Source organism: Algoriphagus yeomjeoni (assembly GCF_003259505.1).
GTDB classification, from domain to species: domain Bacteria; phylum Bacteroidota; class Bacteroidia; order Cytophagales; family Cyclobacteriaceae; genus Algoriphagus; species Algoriphagus yeomjeoni.
In genome coordinates, this window is sequence record NZ_QLLK01000016.1 from 54358 (window position 1) to 71305 (window position 16948).

The 16948-nt window shown below is 41.2% G+C and carries 9 protein-coding genes; 8 read left to right on the forward strand and 1 reads right to left on the reverse strand.

What is annotated here, in order from left to right:
- Positions 1-54: 54 nt before the first annotated feature.
- The 5 genes from LV83_RS19610 to LV83_RS19630 all read left to right on the forward strand — a co-directional run bounded on the left by LV83_RS19610 (position 55) and on the right by LV83_RS19630 (position 10159).
- Positions 55-3228 (forward strand): SusC/RagA family TonB-linked outer membrane protein, encoded by a 3174-nt coding sequence (locus LV83_RS19610; RefSeq protein WP_111613269.1) that lies wholly within the window; start codon positions 55-57, stop codon positions 3226-3228.
- A gap of 11 nt (positions 3229-3239) precedes the next feature.
- Complete coding sequence (locus LV83_RS19615; RefSeq protein WP_111613270.1) at positions 3240-4703, forward strand: SusD/RagB family nutrient-binding outer membrane lipoprotein; 1464 nt, start codon at positions 3240-3242, stop codon at positions 4701-4703.
- Between the two features lie 67 nt (positions 4704-4770).
- The gene (locus LV83_RS19620; protein ID WP_158530631.1) at positions 4771-7467 is read left to right on the forward strand and encodes a TonB-dependent receptor; all 2697 of its coding nucleotides are present in this window, start codon (positions 4771-4773) and stop codon (positions 7465-7467) included.
- Between the two features lie 2 nt (positions 7468-7469).
- Positions 7470-8570, forward strand: coding sequence for a DUF4249 domain-containing protein (locus LV83_RS19625; RefSeq protein WP_111613272.1), 1101 nt, complete (start codon positions 7470-7472; stop codon positions 8568-8570).
- A gap of 35 nt (positions 8571-8605) precedes the next feature.
- On the forward strand, positions 8606-10159 hold the full coding sequence (locus LV83_RS19630) for a hypothetical protein (RefSeq protein ID WP_111613273.1): 1554 nt from the start codon (positions 8606-8608) through the stop codon (positions 10157-10159).
- Between the two features lies 1 nt (position 10160).
- On the opposite strand, the gene LV83_RS19635 is transcribed toward LV83_RS19630, so the two are convergent.
- Positions 10161-11609: a trypsin-like peptidase domain-containing protein gene (locus tag LV83_RS19635; RefSeq protein WP_111613274.1), complete on the reverse strand. Its 1449-nt coding sequence runs from the start codon at positions 11607-11609 to the stop codon at positions 10161-10163.
- A 232-nt stretch (positions 11610-11841) separates the two neighbouring features.
- Here LV83_RS19635 and LV83_RS19640 point away from each other — a divergent pair, with 232 nt between their 5' ends.
- The 3 genes from LV83_RS19640 to lon all read left to right on the forward strand — a co-directional run bounded on the left by LV83_RS19640 (position 11842) and on the right by lon (position 16944).
- Positions 11842-13008 carry a 1-deoxy-D-xylulose-5-phosphate reductoisomerase gene (locus tag LV83_RS19640; protein ID WP_111613275.1) on the forward strand — a complete coding sequence of 389 codons (1167 nt, stop codon included), beginning with the start codon at positions 11842-11844 and terminating at the stop codon, positions 13006-13008.
- Positions 13008-14333, forward strand: a complete 1326-nt coding sequence (rseP, locus tag LV83_RS19645) for an RIP metalloprotease RseP (protein ID WP_111613276.1) — start codon at positions 13008-13010, stop codon at positions 14331-14333. Before LV83_RS19640 ends, rseP begins: the two co-directional genes overlap by 1 nt.
- 133 nt (positions 14334-14466) lie before the next feature.
- Positions 14467-16944 (forward strand): endopeptidase La, encoded by a 2478-nt coding sequence (gene lon, locus LV83_RS19650; RefSeq protein ID WP_111613277.1) that lies wholly within the window; start codon positions 14467-14469, stop codon positions 16942-16944.
- Positions 16945-16948 lie beyond the last annotated feature (4 nt).

Here is a 16948-nt window from a genome sequence, read left to right on the forward strand (position 1 = left end):
TGAAACATTAACGTTTCAACTAAACATCAATCAACCAAATTAAACAAAACCTTTATGAAGAAAATTTTACTATTTTCTTTCTTGATGGTCCTTACAGGTATTGCCTGGGCCCAGACCCGTACTATTGAAGGTACGGTGACGTCATCGACGGATGGAACCACATTACCCGGAGTAAGTGTCCTCGTGAAAGGAACTCAAAACGGAACGATTACCGATATCGACGGTAAGTATCAGCTCACTGTACCAAGTACAGGAGGAGTGTTGGTATTCTCTTTTGTAGGCATGACCTCTACAGAGATTGCGATTGGAAACCAATCAACCATTGACGCGCAGTTGGCAGATGATGTGACTCAACTAAACGAAGTGGTAGTAACTGCCTTGAACGTAGAGCGTGAGAAAAAGACCTTGGGTTATGCAACTCAAGAAGTAACTTCTGACAACCTACGTGTAGCTAGAGAGACAAACTTGAACGAAGCACTGGCAGGTAAAGTGTCAGGTGTACAAGTAATCTCTGGATCAGGTGCTAAATTTGGTGAAGCAGCTGTCCGTATTCGTGGTGTAAGAGGATTCGGATCAAACTCTCCGCTATATGTAGTGGATGGTATTCCTACAGCAGATCCTGCTACTATCAACATGGACAACGTGCAGTCAATCAACGTATTGAAAGGCGCGAATGCATCCGCTCTTTACGGTTCTAGAGCTCGTGATGGTGTTATTTTGATCACCATGAAAAAAGCTAAGGCAGGTAGAATGAACATTGACTTCAACAACACTACTACGTTTGAGAATGTCTCTGTTATGCCTAAGTATCAGAACCAATATGGTGGAGGTTACTCTCAGGAGTTTCAGACTTTCACCTTCAATCCAGCTACTGATGATCCAGCTTTGGCAGGTCTAAATGGAGCTTTGATTCCTGAATTTTATGCTGATGAGAGCTGGGGACCTAGAATGGACGGTCGTCAGGTAGCGCAGTGGGATGCATTCACACCAGGTACAGACACATATGGTCAGACTAGACCATGGTCTCCTAATCCTGACAACGTGAAAAACTTCTTTAACACGGGTGTAGCTCTTAACAACAGTTTATCAGTAAGTAAAGCAGGTGATGGATACAATATTACAGCTACGCTTTCTAACGTAAACCGTACTGGTGTACTTCCTAACACTAAGCAAGAGAAAACTTTCTTGAACTTAAATGCAACTGTTGATCTTGCCAAAAACTTGACCTTGACTACACTTGCTAACTACAACAGAACTAATGTGTTTGGTAGCCTTACTGAAGGTTATCAAGGAGGTAGTATTGGACAAAACTTCAACCAGTGGTTCCAGAGACAATTGGACATGGATTTGTTGAAGAAGTATTACAGAATGCCTGATGGAAGATATACTAGCTGGAACATCAACTCAGCAAGAAATTCTAGACCATTGTACTGGAATAACCCATACACTGAGCAGTATGCCAACTTCTCTGAAAACACTAAGGATACTTATAGCGGTAAGTTCGGATTGACTTATGAGTTGATTGATGGGCTTTCTGTATCTGCTAATCTAAGTCGTTATTTTACTTCATATTTCTCTGACGGACGTACTGCTTCTGGAACATTAGATCTAGATTCTTATGGTCAAAGTAAATATCAACAAAAAGAGGATAATTATGAGTTTTTAGCTCAATACAATAAAGTGACTGAAAACTTCTCCGTATCAGCTTTGATCGGTGGAAACATTAGAATGGAGGAATACAGTTCAAATAGTATTTCTACTGCTGGTGGACTTTCTGTTCCTAATTTGTATAATATCAGTGCTTCAGTTGATAGACCTAATGCTTCTAATTACTTCAGTCAGCGTCAGGTAAATTCAATCTTTGCTCAAGCTAGCTTTGGTTGGAAAGAAATTGTTTTTGTGGATGGATCTATTCGTCGTGATTACGATTCTGTTCTACCTACGACAAGTAATGCATTTACTTATCCAGCGGTTTCTGCATCATTCATTTTCTCTGAATTGTTGCCAAACACCAACATCCTTTCTTTTGGTAAACTACGTGCTGGTTATGCTGAAGTAGGTGGAGAGCTTAATCCATATCAGTTGGATCCGGCGTTTTCTCTAGGAACTCCTTACAACGGAAATCCTACGATGACTTATCCAAATTCTTTGATTGATCCTAATCTTCGTGCTTCCACTACAGGTGCACTTGAAGGAGGTATCGAATTAGCGTTCTTGCAAGGTAGAATTAGAACTGATTTCTCTTACTACTACTATGATAACACGAATGAGATCCTAAGTACAGAGGTGCCAAGTACAACTGGTATTTCTTCCTACACAATCAATGCAGGTAAAACCTTTACTAGAGGTTGGGATGCAACAATCGGAGGTACTCCAGTGCAAACTGCTAACTTCAATTGGGATGTTAACTTCAACATCGCAAGAAGTAGAAACGTAATCGAAGAAATCTATCCAGGAATCGATGCGATCCAACTTGTTAACGGTTTCCTTGGAAACCGTGTAGCTGGTGGATGGGGATCTATCTCAGCCAGAGCTAAAGTAGGCGAAGAATGGGGAACTATCATCGGTGAAAAATTCCAAAGAGACGAAGCTGGAAACATCCTAATCGATGAAGATGGCTATCCAATGACTGAGCAAAACCAAGTTTTGGGTACAGTACTTCCTGATTATACCGGTGGTATTTTTAATAGAGTGACTTATAAAGGTTTTGAATTAAGTTTCACTATTGATTGGCAAATGGGTGGTAAAATCAACTCTATCACCAATATGTTTAACGCATACTCAGGTCTAGGTGAAATGACTGTAGGTAATAACGACAGAGGTACTCCAATGCGTGATCCAGTAGCAGATGGTGGTGGGTTGAGATTCGACGGTGTTTTTGCTGACGGTACTGAAAATAACATCTATCTAGAAGCATCTGAATACTTTAAATCTCAATTTGCACTTCATGAGGCTTGGGTTTATGACGCAAGTTATGTGAAGCTACGTGAAATCAGATTGGGTTACAGCCTTCCACAGTCGCTTCTTCAGCGCACAAATTTTGTAAGAACTGCTTCCTTTGCAGTAGTTGCAAACAACCCTTGGTTGATTAAGACTAATGTACCTGGTTTGGATCCTTCTCAAGTGAGTGGTGATACTAGAAACTCCAGAAACAATGGTGCATGGGTAGATTCAGGTCAATTGCCTGCTACTCGTTCTATCGGTTTTGACATTCGTCTAGGATTCTAAATTAAAGAAACATGAAAAATTCAATTTCAAAATATATACTTGTAGGGATGATTGCCGTAGGGGTGACATCTTGTGATCTGGGAGATTTTGGTGATACCAACGTCAACCCAAATCAGACTACAACAGCTATCCCTTCTTCGCTTTTGACCAACTCAATCAACGGGCTGAAGGGTACTATAGATGATCCTACTGGATCTCTATATTCCCAATATCTAGCAAACTCTCAATACACCAGTGCTGATAACTATCAGACGATTATTTTCAATTACGGTGGGTATTATAGCGGAGTGTTGATGGATTTGGAGCAAATCATCATCATGAATAGTAATGAGGAAACTAAATCTGAAGCTTCCCTTTATGGTTCAAATGCGAATCAGATCGCTGTTGCTCAAATTCTTCAGTCGTACTATTTCAATTTCATTACTGACAGATGGGGTGATATTCCTTATTCTGAGGCTTTGAATATTGATGAGGGAATTCGTCAGCCTTCTTTTGATCCTCAATCAGAAGTTTACGCTGGGGTTTTGGCTACTTTGAAAACAGCCCAGGCTAATATTTCTTCTACCGCTCCTGTACAAGGTGATATCCTTTTTGACGGGGATATGGACATGTGGAGAAAGTTTGCTAATACCATCAGAATGAAAATGGCGTTGAGAATGTCTGAGGTGGATCCTACCACAGCAGCTGCCGAATTTGCTTCTGCTATCAATGATGGTGTGATTGCATTAGACAATAGCGAGAACATTTTCTACGCAAACTTGCCTGAAGCAGCTTTCCAAAATGCGTGGTTTGCACGTTTTCTCACTCGTCGTGATTACGCTGTTGCTAATACCTTAGTAGACAGAATGCAGACTATTGCAAACGGCGGTGTACTTAACGCTACCATGGACCCTAGACTTCCTGAATATGCGGATCCTACTGACATCGGAGGTAAGTATGTTGGTATGCCTTACGGACTTAGTGAAGCTAGAGCTGGTGCTATTTCTAACTCAGATGTTTCTTTCTTGAATGCTGATTTAAGAGCACAAGCTGCTCCAAACTACATCTTTACATCTGCTCAGGTATTGTTTTCAATGGCTGAAGCTGTACAAAGAGGCTGGATTTCAGGTGATGCTGAAGCGCTTTACTACCAAGGTATTGAAGCTTCTCTTGATCAATACGGTGTAGCAGATGGATATGCTGCTTACATTGCTAATACGTACGTGCAGTTTGATGCTTCTAAAGCTGTCGAGCAAATCGTCACTCAGAAATGGATTGCTAACTACCTAAATGGTTACGAATCATGGGCTGAATGGAGAAGAACAGGTTATCCTGATTTGCAGCCAGGTGAGGATGCTTTGAATGATAGCAAGCAAATCCCAGTACGTCAAGCTTATCCTTTATTTGAGCTGAACCTTAACTCAACCAACTACGATGCTGTAGTTGCACGTCAAGGTGCTGATGGATTGGATACACCAGTATGGTGGGATAAATAATACTAACTAAATATCATAAAATGCCATCTACAATTTGTGGATGGCATTTTTATGCTTCATATTCTATATGAAAGAAAAACTACTTCCACTACTTGTATTTTTAGTACTTTTTAATACAACTTTTCTCTTGGGTCAATCAGTCGAAAAAACTATTGTCTTTGATGAAAATTATGTAGAAACACCACTTCCAGAAGTTTTGGAAGACCTTGAAAACCAATCCAAAATTCGTTTTTTCTATAAAGAAGAATGGGGGATAGATGCTTTCCTAATCAATGGGATGAAGGGGCAAGATGCAGTTGAAACCATCAATAGCTTGCTGAGCACGTATGGTTTTAGTATAGTTCCTTATAAGGATCTCTTAGTCTTGGTAAACCAAGAAGGCCTTGATGCCTACCGATATGAGCAATGGGATGAAGATGATCTTAATCTTAAAGAATACCAATTAATAGGTACTGGCAAACCGGAAAATTCCAATTTGCCGGTGACCCTCACCGGTCAAATCACAGACGCAGGTGAAAATGAAGCATTAATAGGAGCTAGTATTCAAGTAGTAGATAGTTCCGAAGGAGTAGTGACTGATTTGGATGGTAACTATGAATTAACCATCATCCCCGGTAAATATAAATTACTTGTGCAATATGCTGGATATGAGCCAAAGTCTATTGATGTTCAGGTAATTAACTCCGGTGAATTAAATGTGGCACTTTTTAATGAAACATTGAAGCTGGAAGAATTCACGATCACTGCAAGGAGTCAGGATGTTTCAGTTTCTGAGAAAATTGCCGGTCGGGAGATTTTGGATATTGCCGTGATCAAGAGCTTACCTACGTTTATGGGAGAGGTAGATCCTATCAAAAGCCTGATATCTCTTCCAGGTGTCAGTTCTGTAGGAGAAGGCTCTTCGGGATTTAATGTGCGAGGTGGTGATCCTGGCCAAAATCTAGTGATGATGGACGGCGCAATAGTATACAATAGCTCACATTTATTTGGCTTTTTTGGGGCTTTTAATTCTGATCTGATCAGAGATGTGGAAATTTACAAGGGTGGCGGGCCAGCCAATTATGGAGGAAGAGTTTCTTCTGTGCTTAATGTAAATCTCCGAAATGGGAATTCCCAAGGCATCGATGTACAAGGTGGCATAGGATTGATTTCATCCAGGCTCTTGGTAGAAGGGCCATTAAATAAGGATAAAACAACTTTTCTCCTCTCAGGAAGAACAGCATATCCTAACTGGATGCTGAAGCAAATGAAAGATCCTGATCTGTATCAAAGTGCAGCTGGATTTTATGATGTGAACTTCAAAATAAACCACACCATTGATGAAAATAATGTCCTCACTTTTTCCAGTTACCTAAGCGATGACAATTTCGAATTTGCTTCCGATACAGCATATGTATGGAAAACCAAGCTTGGAATTCTAAAATGGGCACATCGATTCAGCAACAAGTTCCTGATGCAAACGCAGGTGGTAGTAAGTGATTTTCAAAGCAATATTAGAAATACTCAAGAAAGCTACGACTTCGACTACACTTCGGGTATTGTAAACTACCAAGGGAAAGTCGATTTCTCATATGAATTGGGCACAGCTCATAAATTGGATTTTGGCATAAGTTCACTTTACTATTCATTTAACAATGGGGATTTTAATCCGGGTTCAGAGAATACTACTTCTGAAGAAATCCACATACCTGAAGAGTATGCTTTGGAAAGTGCTATCTATCTAAATGATGAATTTGTTATATCACCTAAGGCTTCGCTTGTCTATGGTATTCGAGTATCTAATTACCTGGCCCTCGGTGGAAGCTATTATGATTTTGATCCAACCCAGCCTAAGTCCACGGCGACGATTACTGATACCTTGAGTTTTGGTCAAAGTGAGGTAGCCAAAACCTACATAGGCTTTGAGCCTAGAGCATCTTTTCGCTGGCTCGTAACACCTTCCAGTTCTTTGAAGCTAAGCTACTACCGAACTAATCAGTACATTCATTTGATATCCAATACTGCCGCGATTTCTCCGGTAAATTATTGGAAATCCTCTGGCTACAATCTTTCACCTTCTATTGCAGACCAGTACACTATTGGCCTTTTTAAAAATTGGAAGGATAACCTCTTCGAAATATCAGTAGAGGGATATTATAAGAATATTCAGCAGGTGGTAGATTATAAAAATGCAGCTTCTATTTTACTCAATGAGAACCTCGATGCAGACCTTATTCAAGGTGAAGGGCGTGCGTATGGTGCAGAATTCTTGTTACGGAAAAATCGCGGAAAACTAACCGGATGGTTGGGATACACCTATTCGAGAAGCTTGAGGAAGTTTGATGAGTCTGCATTTGAGGAGGAAAAGATTAATGGAGGCGATTTCTTTGCTGCCAACTATGACAAGCCCCATGATATTTCATTGGTAATGAATTATAAGGTAAGTAGAAGGTTTGCGATGAACTTAAACTTCGCTTATTCTACAGGAAGGCCGATCACAGTTCCAGTTTCAAAATTCCAATACGAAGACATTCTTTCTGTCTTGAATTTCTCAGACAGAAATCAATATCGTGTACCGGATTACCATAGACTAGACTTGTCTTTTACCCTGAAAAGTGGTCTGAAAAAGGAGAAAGTGATTGACGGAGAGTGGGTATTCTCTGTGTATAACGTCTATGGGCGGAAAAACCCGTTCTCAGTGTACTTCACGCAGCGAGGAAATGCATTTCAGCTTTCGGTTCTGGGTAGTGCATTCCCATCTATCTCTTACAATTTTAAATTATAAAGATGCGACAGAGTTATATTATTGCACTTCTATTGATTCTGACGGCATGTATAGAGCCGATTTCTTTTGAAACAGGCAGTGAACCCAGACGTCTGGTGGTGGATGGATTTATTTCCAATATATCATTTGCAGATCAATCCCAAAAACCTGCTCCGCCACGCCGTTTTTATGTGGCAGTACGATGGAGCAGTGCAGTAGATAATGTGTTGGATGAGGTGATTTCCGATGCTACAGTTACCTTGATGTCATCTGAAGGAGAGAGTTTTGAATACTTTTGGGATGAAGCAGAACAGCGATACCTCATCAGAGACGTGGATTTTTCTGCAAAAGAAAATGTGGATTACAAGGTTCGTATTCAAACCTCTGAAGGAAAAGTGTATGAATCGGATACCGATAGGTTGCATCCCGCTCCAGCGATTCAGGAGATTAATGTGGAGTACAAATCAATCTTGAAAAGTATAGCAGTAGGGAATCAAACAGAGATTGTAGAACAGCGCGGTATCCAAGTTTCGGTTCCTTTGGAGGAGCATGGTGGAGCGGAATACTATTACCGCTGGAAAATAGTCCCAAGCTGGATATTTGAAACATCTAGGCTTCCCGAAGAAAATATTAATAAGCGTTGCTATGTTACCAACCTCTATGAATATCAGTCAATTAGTGTTTGGGAAGATAAAACTGGCGGCTATAATCGTGATCTGTTTTTCTTGGAAACTGATGACAATGAACAGGTTCAATATGGTTATTCTAACTTGATAACTCAATACAGTCTTTCTCCTGAAGGCTATGAGTTTTGGGATCAACTGGCTACTCAGCAGCAGAGTGGAGGAGGGATTTTTGATCCTCCGCCATTTTCTTTGGTTACCAATATTAAGAATGTGAATAATTCAAAAGAAGCCGTGTCGGGGTTTTTCTATGTTGCCCATGAATCTTCCTACAGATGGAAGCTTACTCCGGATGACTTGCCTTATACACTTACTTTCATAGATCCTTGTGAGCCTGTTCCAGGTGTACCATTTATTCCTCCAGCTGGCTGTACCAATTGCCTAGAATACAGGGGTTCATATACAGAAAATACCAACCAACAACCGATATGGTGGGATTAATAAAGAAAATTTTACCGTTAGCATTGTGTTTTGCAATGTTAATTACAATCGCAGCTTTGGGACAATCAGCCTCATTTCAGGTGAGAATGCTGGTCTCTTCGTCTGTGTATGTGAGTGGAGATTTAGTTGCATTGCAGTTACAGACGCTTGATTCCGAGGGAAGGCCAACTTTGGAAGGTAGCCTGATTAATTTGTACCTAGTTGACCATTCTGGAAGTACTGTCGCTATCGAACGCTTCAATTCGGCTAAGCAGGATGCTGATCAAGCTTTTTTGTTGCCTGAAGAATTGACTACGGGTAATTACAAATTAATAGCGCAGATCCAAGGCTCAAAGTTTCAGACAGAAGCTCTGATCCATGTTTATAGCCCAACGATTTTTTCCTCTACAGCTTTACCGGAAAATGCAAATCCAGAGCTAGGAGTTGAAGTAGTAAATGCTTCACCCATGGATGAAAATATAGAGTGGAAAGTGGATGAAGATAGTTTTAGTATTTCTACTGAAACCTTAGATTTCGGGGTGTTGACAGTAAAGGTTTTTGACCCCTTATTGGAGGGATATCCTGTTTCAGGCGTTGTGAAAAAGTCAGAATTAGCGGAGGCAGAAAAAGAGTCTTTTCAATTGATTCCACCTTCTAAAGATCCAAATTCCAGAATCTCAGTGTTTTTTCTGGACCAAGGAATGGTAGAAGAATACAATATGCGGGATAGTGCATCCATCGAAGAAAAATTGATGCAGCACCAAGGCTCTTCTGCTGTTTGGGCTTATCAGTTTGATAATTTGGGGGAAACAATAGGTGAAGTGACTGTGAATATTTCTGATTGGAAAAACAAGAAATTCAGCTCGTTTGATAATACCGTGCCTTTTGATGATGTGGTGGTGAATATCTTGGATCATAAAAGAAAGCGGAAATACATAGACCAGATCTATAGAACTGATTTTGATAATTATGAGCCATTCTGGCAAAAATCAGATCAAGTAGCTCCAGATCAGGTGTATTTGTCTGATGATTACCAAGGAATCGCAACCTTGAGAGAAGCATTTTCAGGGATTGTTTCCAAGGCATCTGTCAAGCGAAATAAAGACAGCTACGAACTTATTCTTTCACCGGCAAATGCTGGTTTTCGATATGAGAAAGGTCCTTTGATTTTATTCAATGGATCGCCGATTTTTCAATTTGGCGATTTGATAGAAACACCTTGGCACCAGGTTTATTCGATTTCAGTATACAATTCATTTCAGTCACAAAATCGCTTTGGAATACTTGGAAGATTTGGGGTGGTAAGTATAGAGATGAAGCCTGAATTCGACGATCCATTAGGCGCTAAGAAGGCAGCCTATCCATTCTATTTAGGGATAAATGATTTGGTGCAAATCAACTCAGAGGAATTTGATCCCACAACCCCAGATCTGAGACCTGTGCTTCTTTGGATCTCCGGCCTGACTATCACACCTGAGAATTCCCAAACAGTTGAATGGGAAGCCTCAGATGTACAGACTAAGCATGTGGTTTGGGCAGATCTACTCCGTAAGGATGGGAAATCTATACAATGGACACAAACTCTTACGGATCAATCCTCCCAGGAGTAAATTACCTTACGCTGTAACTTTGCATAAATGGCTGCCCATTGGAGGCTACTCCCTCGAGTAATAATCTTCCACTGAATTTCTCCAAATATGCCCCGACTTTAGTAGGGTCCTTTGCTGGCTCATTGTTGATTTGGGTGATGACAAATCCTTCTCTCAGCCCAAGCTCTCGGAGATAGCCTCTGGTCAAACCAGAGATTTTGATACCGTATTCCACTCCAAATTTATCTTTCTCTATCGTGTTGACTGCTTCCAGTCTTGCTCCAAGAATCCCTGAACTATAAAACTCACGTTTGATCACTCCGTTACCGCCTTCTAAATTTTGAAGTTTTAGATTGGCAGATTTCGGACTGCCATTTCTCAAATAGGATACTGGAAGTTGCTCACCTGGATAATAGTAAGAAAGTGTTTCTTCAAAGCTGCCTTTTCCTGTTATCGGTTGAGACCCAAGTTTGGTAATCACGTCATTTCGTTGAAGCCCTGCTCTTTCTGCCGCACCGTCTTTGATCACATGAGTGACTATTACACCATCCAGCGTTTTGATATTCATTTCTTCTGCCAATTCTGGCGTGATTTCAACTGCTTCAATTCCAGGAATTGCTTTTTGGACTTCACCGTATTGAATGAGGTCATTCGATACTTTCATCGCGATGTCCACTGGTACAGCAAAGCCATAACCTGTGTATGAACCCGTTCTGGACAGAATAGCAGTATTTATCCCGACTAGTTCTCCGTTCACATTTACCAAAGCTCCACCGGAATTCCCAGGGTTGATCGGAGCATCAGTTTGAATGAAACTCTCTAAAGGAAAATCACCACCTAAAATATTGATTTGCCGCTCTTTGGCAGAAACTATCCCCGCAGTGACGGTGGAAGTTAGATTAAATGGATTACCGACAGCTAGCACCCATTCTCCGATTTTTAAGTCGCGACTACTGCCTCGTTTAATTGATGGGAGGTTTTCGCCTTCAATTTTCAATACAGCGATATCTGTGTTTTTATCGGTACCGACTAGTGTAGCTTTATAGGTTCTTTTTTTATGTACTACCTCGATCGTCTCAGCTCTGTCGATTACGTGATTATTTGTGACGATATAGCCATCTCCAGAGATAATTACTCCCGAACCAGTACTGACTTGCTGCGAAGGGGCGCTGCCACCTCCGAAGAAGTAGTCGAACATGCTATATCTTCTTGGATCCGTTCCGGAAAAGTTCTTGATAAAGACGACTGACTCTGTGCTGTTTTCTGAAGCGTCCACAAAGGAGATTGGAGCATCAGCTGTGGAGCGGGAGGAAATAGGCTGATATTGCGAAGCGAAACTAACTTCTGTTTGATTAGTATTTGGGAAATCAGAGAATTCCTCCGGTTCATTGAAATTGATAGTTGTCCAAACTGCAGCTCCGGCCAAGCCTGCCAGAAAGGAAACTCCGGTTGTTTTGAATAGACTGTTCATAGGTGAATCATTTTATCAATTTGACGAGTGCGAAGATATTCCGTTGAATAAATTCACATTTTTTAAGTTCCTAAACAGGATTAACGCTACATTTTATCCTTTAATATTATGCCATTCAGCAAAAACTGACGATTTGTACGAGGAAAAATGGGAGCATCTTGTAATTTTGTCAGCTATTGAGAAAACCCTTTTTACTTGACAGGGTTTTATTTCCTCAACAATTTCAAACTGAATGACAGAACCCAAACGCGTAGCCATCCTGGGCAGCACCGGAAGTATTGGTACTCAAACTCTCGAGGTAATTCGACAGCATCCTGCAGACTTTATCGTTGAGGTTCTTACAGCCCAGAACAACGCAGATTTACTAATTGCTCAAGCTTTGGAGTTTTCTCCAAACGTCGTAGTAATCGGGAATGAAAGCCTGTACGAAAAAGTTCGCGATGTCTTGCAACCAAAGGATATCAAGGTGTACGCTGGCAGCAAAGCAATCGCTCAGGTAGTAGAGATGGATACGATCGATGTGGTATTGACTGCATTAGTGGGTTATTCAGGCCTGATTCCAACCGTAAATGCGATTAAAACAGGAAAGCAAATCGCCTTAGCCAATAAAGAGACTCTCGTAGTAGCCGGAGAAATTATCACTGCTCTCGCAAAAGAAAATCGGGTGAATATTTATCCTGTGGATTCAGAACATTCGGCAATTTTTCAATGTCTGATTGGTGAATTCCACAACCCAATTGAAAAGATCATTCTAACTGCTTCTGGAGGTCCTTTCAGAGGAAAAGACAGAAAATTTCTGGAGACAGTGACGCGTGAACAAGCCCTCAAGCACCCCAATTGGGATATGGGAGCAAAGATCACCATAGATTCGGCTTCTTTGATGAACAAAGGTTTGGAGGTGATTGAAGCAAAATGGCTCTTTGGGTTGAAAACCGAACAGATAGATGTAGTCGTACATCCGCAGAGTATCATTCATTCTATGGTCCAATTTGAGGATGGTTCTATCAAAGCACAACTCGGATTGCCGGATATGCGTATTCCAATTCAGTTTGCCTTAAGCTTCCCTGATCGATTGAAAAGTGACTTTGAGCGTTTTGACTTTATGAATTACCCTCAATTGACTTTCGAGCAGCCCGATCTCAAGACTTTCCAGAATCTTCAATTGGCTTATGACGCCCTTGCAAAAGGCGGAAATGCACCCTGCGTGCTGAATGCTGCCAATGAAATTGCAGTAGCTGCCTTCTTGAATAAAGAAGTCGGTTTTCTGGAGATGTCTGATTTGATAGGTGAAACTCTCGCGAAAGCTGAGTTTATTGCACATCCAAATTTGGATGACTATGTGGAGACGGATAAGCGGGCTAGAGAAATTACACAAGAACTAATAACGAATAAAGTATAATGGATACCTTAATTATGGTGGGCCAATTACTCCTGGGATTATCAATCCTTGTGGGGTTACATGAGTTGGGCCACTTGCTTACCGCCAAGATGTTTGGCATGAGAGTAGAGAAATTTTCTATCGGTTTTCCTCCGAAAATCGCTGGTTTCCAGTGGGGAGAAACTGAATATTCTATCGGTGCAATTCCGTTGGGAGGATTTGTAAAAATCTCTGGAATGGTGGATGAGTCGATGGATGCTGACCAAATGGCTGGTGAGCCACAGCCTTGGGAATTTCGCTCCAAACCAGCCTGGCAACGTCTTATCGTCATGCTGGGCGGGATCATAGTCAATGTCGTTACAGGTATCATTATTTTTGTGATCCTAGTTTACAATAATGGGGAAACTTACTTTTCCCGAGATCAAGTAGTTGAAAACGGTATCGAAGCATTGGAAATCGGTGAATCAATTGGCTTGAAAACCGGCGATAAGATCTTGGATATCAACGGTGAGCCGTATCAATCCATCAATGATTTGACCGCTGGATCGGCATTGCTTAGCGAAAATGGGTATTACACAGTTGACCGTGATGGAGAAATCATCAAAGTAGAGATCCCTCGAGGTTTTATCAATTCCTTCAACAGTCAGGAAGCAATCAATAGCTTTGTTGAAATCCGTTACCCTTTCGAACTGAAGGTAATAGATGAAGGAGGAGCTGCTGATAAAGCTGGAATCACCACAGACGATAAGATCTTGTCAGTAAATGGTCAGCCTATCACTTACTTCGATGAACTGAAATCTGTTTTGGCAAATACAAAAAGCCAAGAAGTAGATGTTGAAATATTGACTAGTGCGAATGATACTGTACACAAGACGGTGGCAGTGACAGATCGAGGCACCATAGATATTGCTGTGACTCCTTTGATCGATATGGTTCAACGCAAATACGGTTTCGCCGAAGCGTTGAAAAAAGGAACCACCAAAGCATTTACTGTGGTAATAGTGAATGCAAAGGCGATGGGTAAGATGTTTACAGGTGAAGTTTCGACCAAAAATGTAAGCGGACCGATCGGAATGGCAAAAATCTACGGTGACACTTGGAACTGGACTAAATTCTGGACAATTACTGGTTTGATCTCTATGATTCTTGCTTTCATGAATTTGCTGCCGATTCCAGCTTTGGATGGAGGTCACGTGATTTTCTTATTGTATGAAATGATTTCCGGCCGAGCGCCATCCGATAGATTCTTGGAGAATGCGCAGAAAGTCGGAATGGTTATACTCCTCGCTTTGATGGTATTTGCGATCGGAAACGACGTGCTGAAGCTATTTACTGGAGAGGGATAAAATCTTAACCTGCCATTCTGACCACTTCGGTCTCTTGGCATGCACCTTGACCTTTTAGGAAGAACCTTCGTATTTTGAGGGTTCTTCTTTTATTTTAGCATAAAACCGACAGCTTAGCTGTCATTCTGTCTATATGAGCCAATTCGAAAATTCTGTGTTTCAAAACTTAATGGTCGGTGAATATGCCGGTGAGGGAGATCTGATCCAGTTGATAACCGACGAAGAGGATGATTCACAAGGAAAGGAAGTCCTTGAAGAAGAGATTCCCATACTTACAGTTAGAAATACAGTCCTTTTTCCTGGAGTAGTAATTCCCATTACAGTAGGAAGACAGCGGTCTATCCGCCTGGTGAAGAAAGCGCAAAAGGGAAATAAGTTGATAGGGGTGTGCGCTCAGATCAATCCAAACATCGACGATCCGGGATGGGAAGATATCTACCAAGTAGGTACGCTTGCCAAAATCATCAAAATGATCGTGCTTCCTGATGGTAATACTACGATCATCATACAAGGTAAAAAGCGTTTTAAAGTCAGTGAGCAAATCACGGATGATCCGTATTTTATTGCGAAAGCAGAATATCTGGAGGAGAATTTCCCGAAAAGCTCCAAGAAAATTCAGGCACTTGAAGAATCTTTGAAGGAGTCTGCAACCCGAATACTGCACTTGAATCCAGAAATTCCCCGTGAAGCTCAAGTCGCGCTGGACAATATTGACAATACCCCTTTTCTTACTCACTTTCTTTCTTCCAATATCAATGCTCCGGTGGAAGCCAAGCAGCGATTATTAGAAATCAATGATGGCGTGGAGCGTGCGACGCTTTTGCTAGAATTTATGATGAAGGATATTCAGATGCTGGAATTGAAATCTGAAATTCAGAAGAAAGTACATACAGACATCGATCAGCAGCAACGGGATTATTTCTTACGTCAGCAGATGAAGGTGCTTCAAACCGAACTTGGGGATGAAGGTCCAGAAAAAGAAGTGGAAGATTTGCGTCTTCGAGGAGCCAAGAAAAACTGGCCTGCTGAAGTAAAAAAACACTTTGAAAAGGAACTTGATAAAATTCTAAGAATTAATCCTTCGGCAGCAGAATATCCTATCGCATTGAATTATGCGGAAACTATGGTGGAATTACCATGGAATGAGTTTACTCAGGATAATTTTGACCTGAACCATGCCAAGAAAGTTTTGGATGGAGACCACTTTGGCCTAGAAAAGGTTAAAGAAAGAATCATAGAATATTTGGCCGTACTGAAGCTGAAGAATGACCTAAAGGGTCCAATTCTTTGCCTTTATGGCCCTCCTGGCGTGGGTAAAACTTCCCTAGGTAAATCAATTGCGGCAGCCCTTGGTAGAAAATACATCAGAATGTCTCTTGGAGGCATGCATGACGAAGCTGAGATTCGCGGTCACCGTAAAACCTACGTGGGCGCTATGCCGGGTAAGATCATTCAAAACATGAAAAAGGTAAAAATCTCTAATCCAGTCTATGTGCTGGATGAGATTGATAAGCTTTCTTCTGACTTTCGTGGCGATCCTTCATCAGCATTCCTTGAGGTTCTGGATCCAGAGCAAAACAACGCGTTCTTGGACAACTACCTAGAAGTAGAGTACGACCTGAGCAAAGTGCTTTTCATAGCCACAGCAAACTCCCTAGATACCATTCAACCTGCTTTGCGTGATAGAATGGAAATCATTGAAGTGACTGGCTATACGCAAGAGGAGAAGGTAGAAATAGCGAAGCGTCACTTAGTGCCAAAGCAGCGTAAAGAGCATGGGCTAAAAGCCAAGCAAATTTCATTTGATAAGGGATCTTTAGTGAAATTGATTGAGGATTATACCCGGGAATCAGGTGTGAGAAGCTTGGAAAGAGCAATTGGAAAAGTGGTGAGAAATATTGCCAAATCAATTGCTATGGAAGAAGAGTACAATCCTAAAATCACAGCTGCGACAGTTAGAAAAATCTTGGGTTCTGAGATTTTTGATAAAGAGTCCTATACTGATAATAGCATTGCAGGAGTGGTGACAGGCTTGGCTTGGACAAGTGTGGGCGGTGAGATTTTATTCATCGAGACTAGCCTGAGTAGAGGTAAAGGGAAGCTTACACTCTCGGGACAGTTGGGTGATGTGATGAAGGAATCCGCCATTACTGCTCTATCTTATTTGAAATCTAAAGCTGATAAACTCGGCATTGACCATCGTGTTTTTGATCAGTATGATCTTCATATTCACGTGCCCGCCGGAGCAGTTCCTAAAGATGGACCATCTGCAGGTATCACCATGCTTACAGCGATGGCTTCTGTTTTCACCCAGAGAAAAGTAAAGGCTAAAGTAGCTATGACTGGCGAGATCAGCCTAATAGGTAAAGTAATGCCAGTGGGAGGAATCAAAGAAAAGATCTTAGCTGCTAAAAGAGCTGGAATCAAGGAGATTATCTTGTGCAGCAAAAACAAGCGTGATATCGAGGAAATCGATGAGCAATATGTGAAAGGAGTTGATTTTCACTTTGTAAATAGAGTTGAGGAAGTATTGGATATTGCTTTGCTTAAAACCAAAGTCGATCACCCACTTCATTTCAACTTGCAACCCGAAAGCGGAAAAGAAAACTAGTCTG

Bases quoted from the DNA above. Each gene is read 5' to 3' on its own strand.
- LV83_RS19610 (WP_111613269.1), top strand. From the start codon at position 55: ATGAAGAAAATTTTACTATTTTCTTTCTTGATGGTCCTTACAGGTATT.
- rseP (WP_111613276.1), top strand. From the start codon at position 13,008: ATGGATACCTTAATTATGGTGGGCCAATTACTCCTGGGATTATCAATC.
- LV83_RS19640 (WP_111613275.1), top strand. From the start codon at position 11,842: ATGACAGAACCCAAACGCGTAGCCATCCTGGGCAGCACCGGAAGTATT.
- LV83_RS19625 (WP_111613272.1), top strand. From the start codon at position 7,470: ATGCGACAGAGTTATATTATTGCACTTCTATTGATTCTGACGGCATGT.
- lon (WP_111613277.1), top strand. From the start codon at position 14,467: ATGAGCCAATTCGAAAATTCTGTGTTTCAAAACTTAATGGTCGGTGAA.
- LV83_RS19615 (WP_111613270.1), top strand. From the start codon at position 3,240: ATGAAAAATTCAATTTCAAAATATATACTTGTAGGGATGATTGCCGTA.
- LV83_RS19630 (WP_111613273.1), top strand. From the start codon at position 8,606: ATGTTAATTACAATCGCAGCTTTGGGACAATCAGCCTCATTTCAGGTG.
- LV83_RS19635 (WP_111613274.1), bottom strand. From the start codon at position 11,609: ATGAACAGTCTATTCAAAACAACCGGAGTTTCCTTTCTGGCAGGCTTG.
- LV83_RS19620 (WP_158530631.1), top strand. From the start codon at position 4,771: ATGAAAGAAAAACTACTTCCACTACTTGTATTTTTAGTACTTTTTAAT.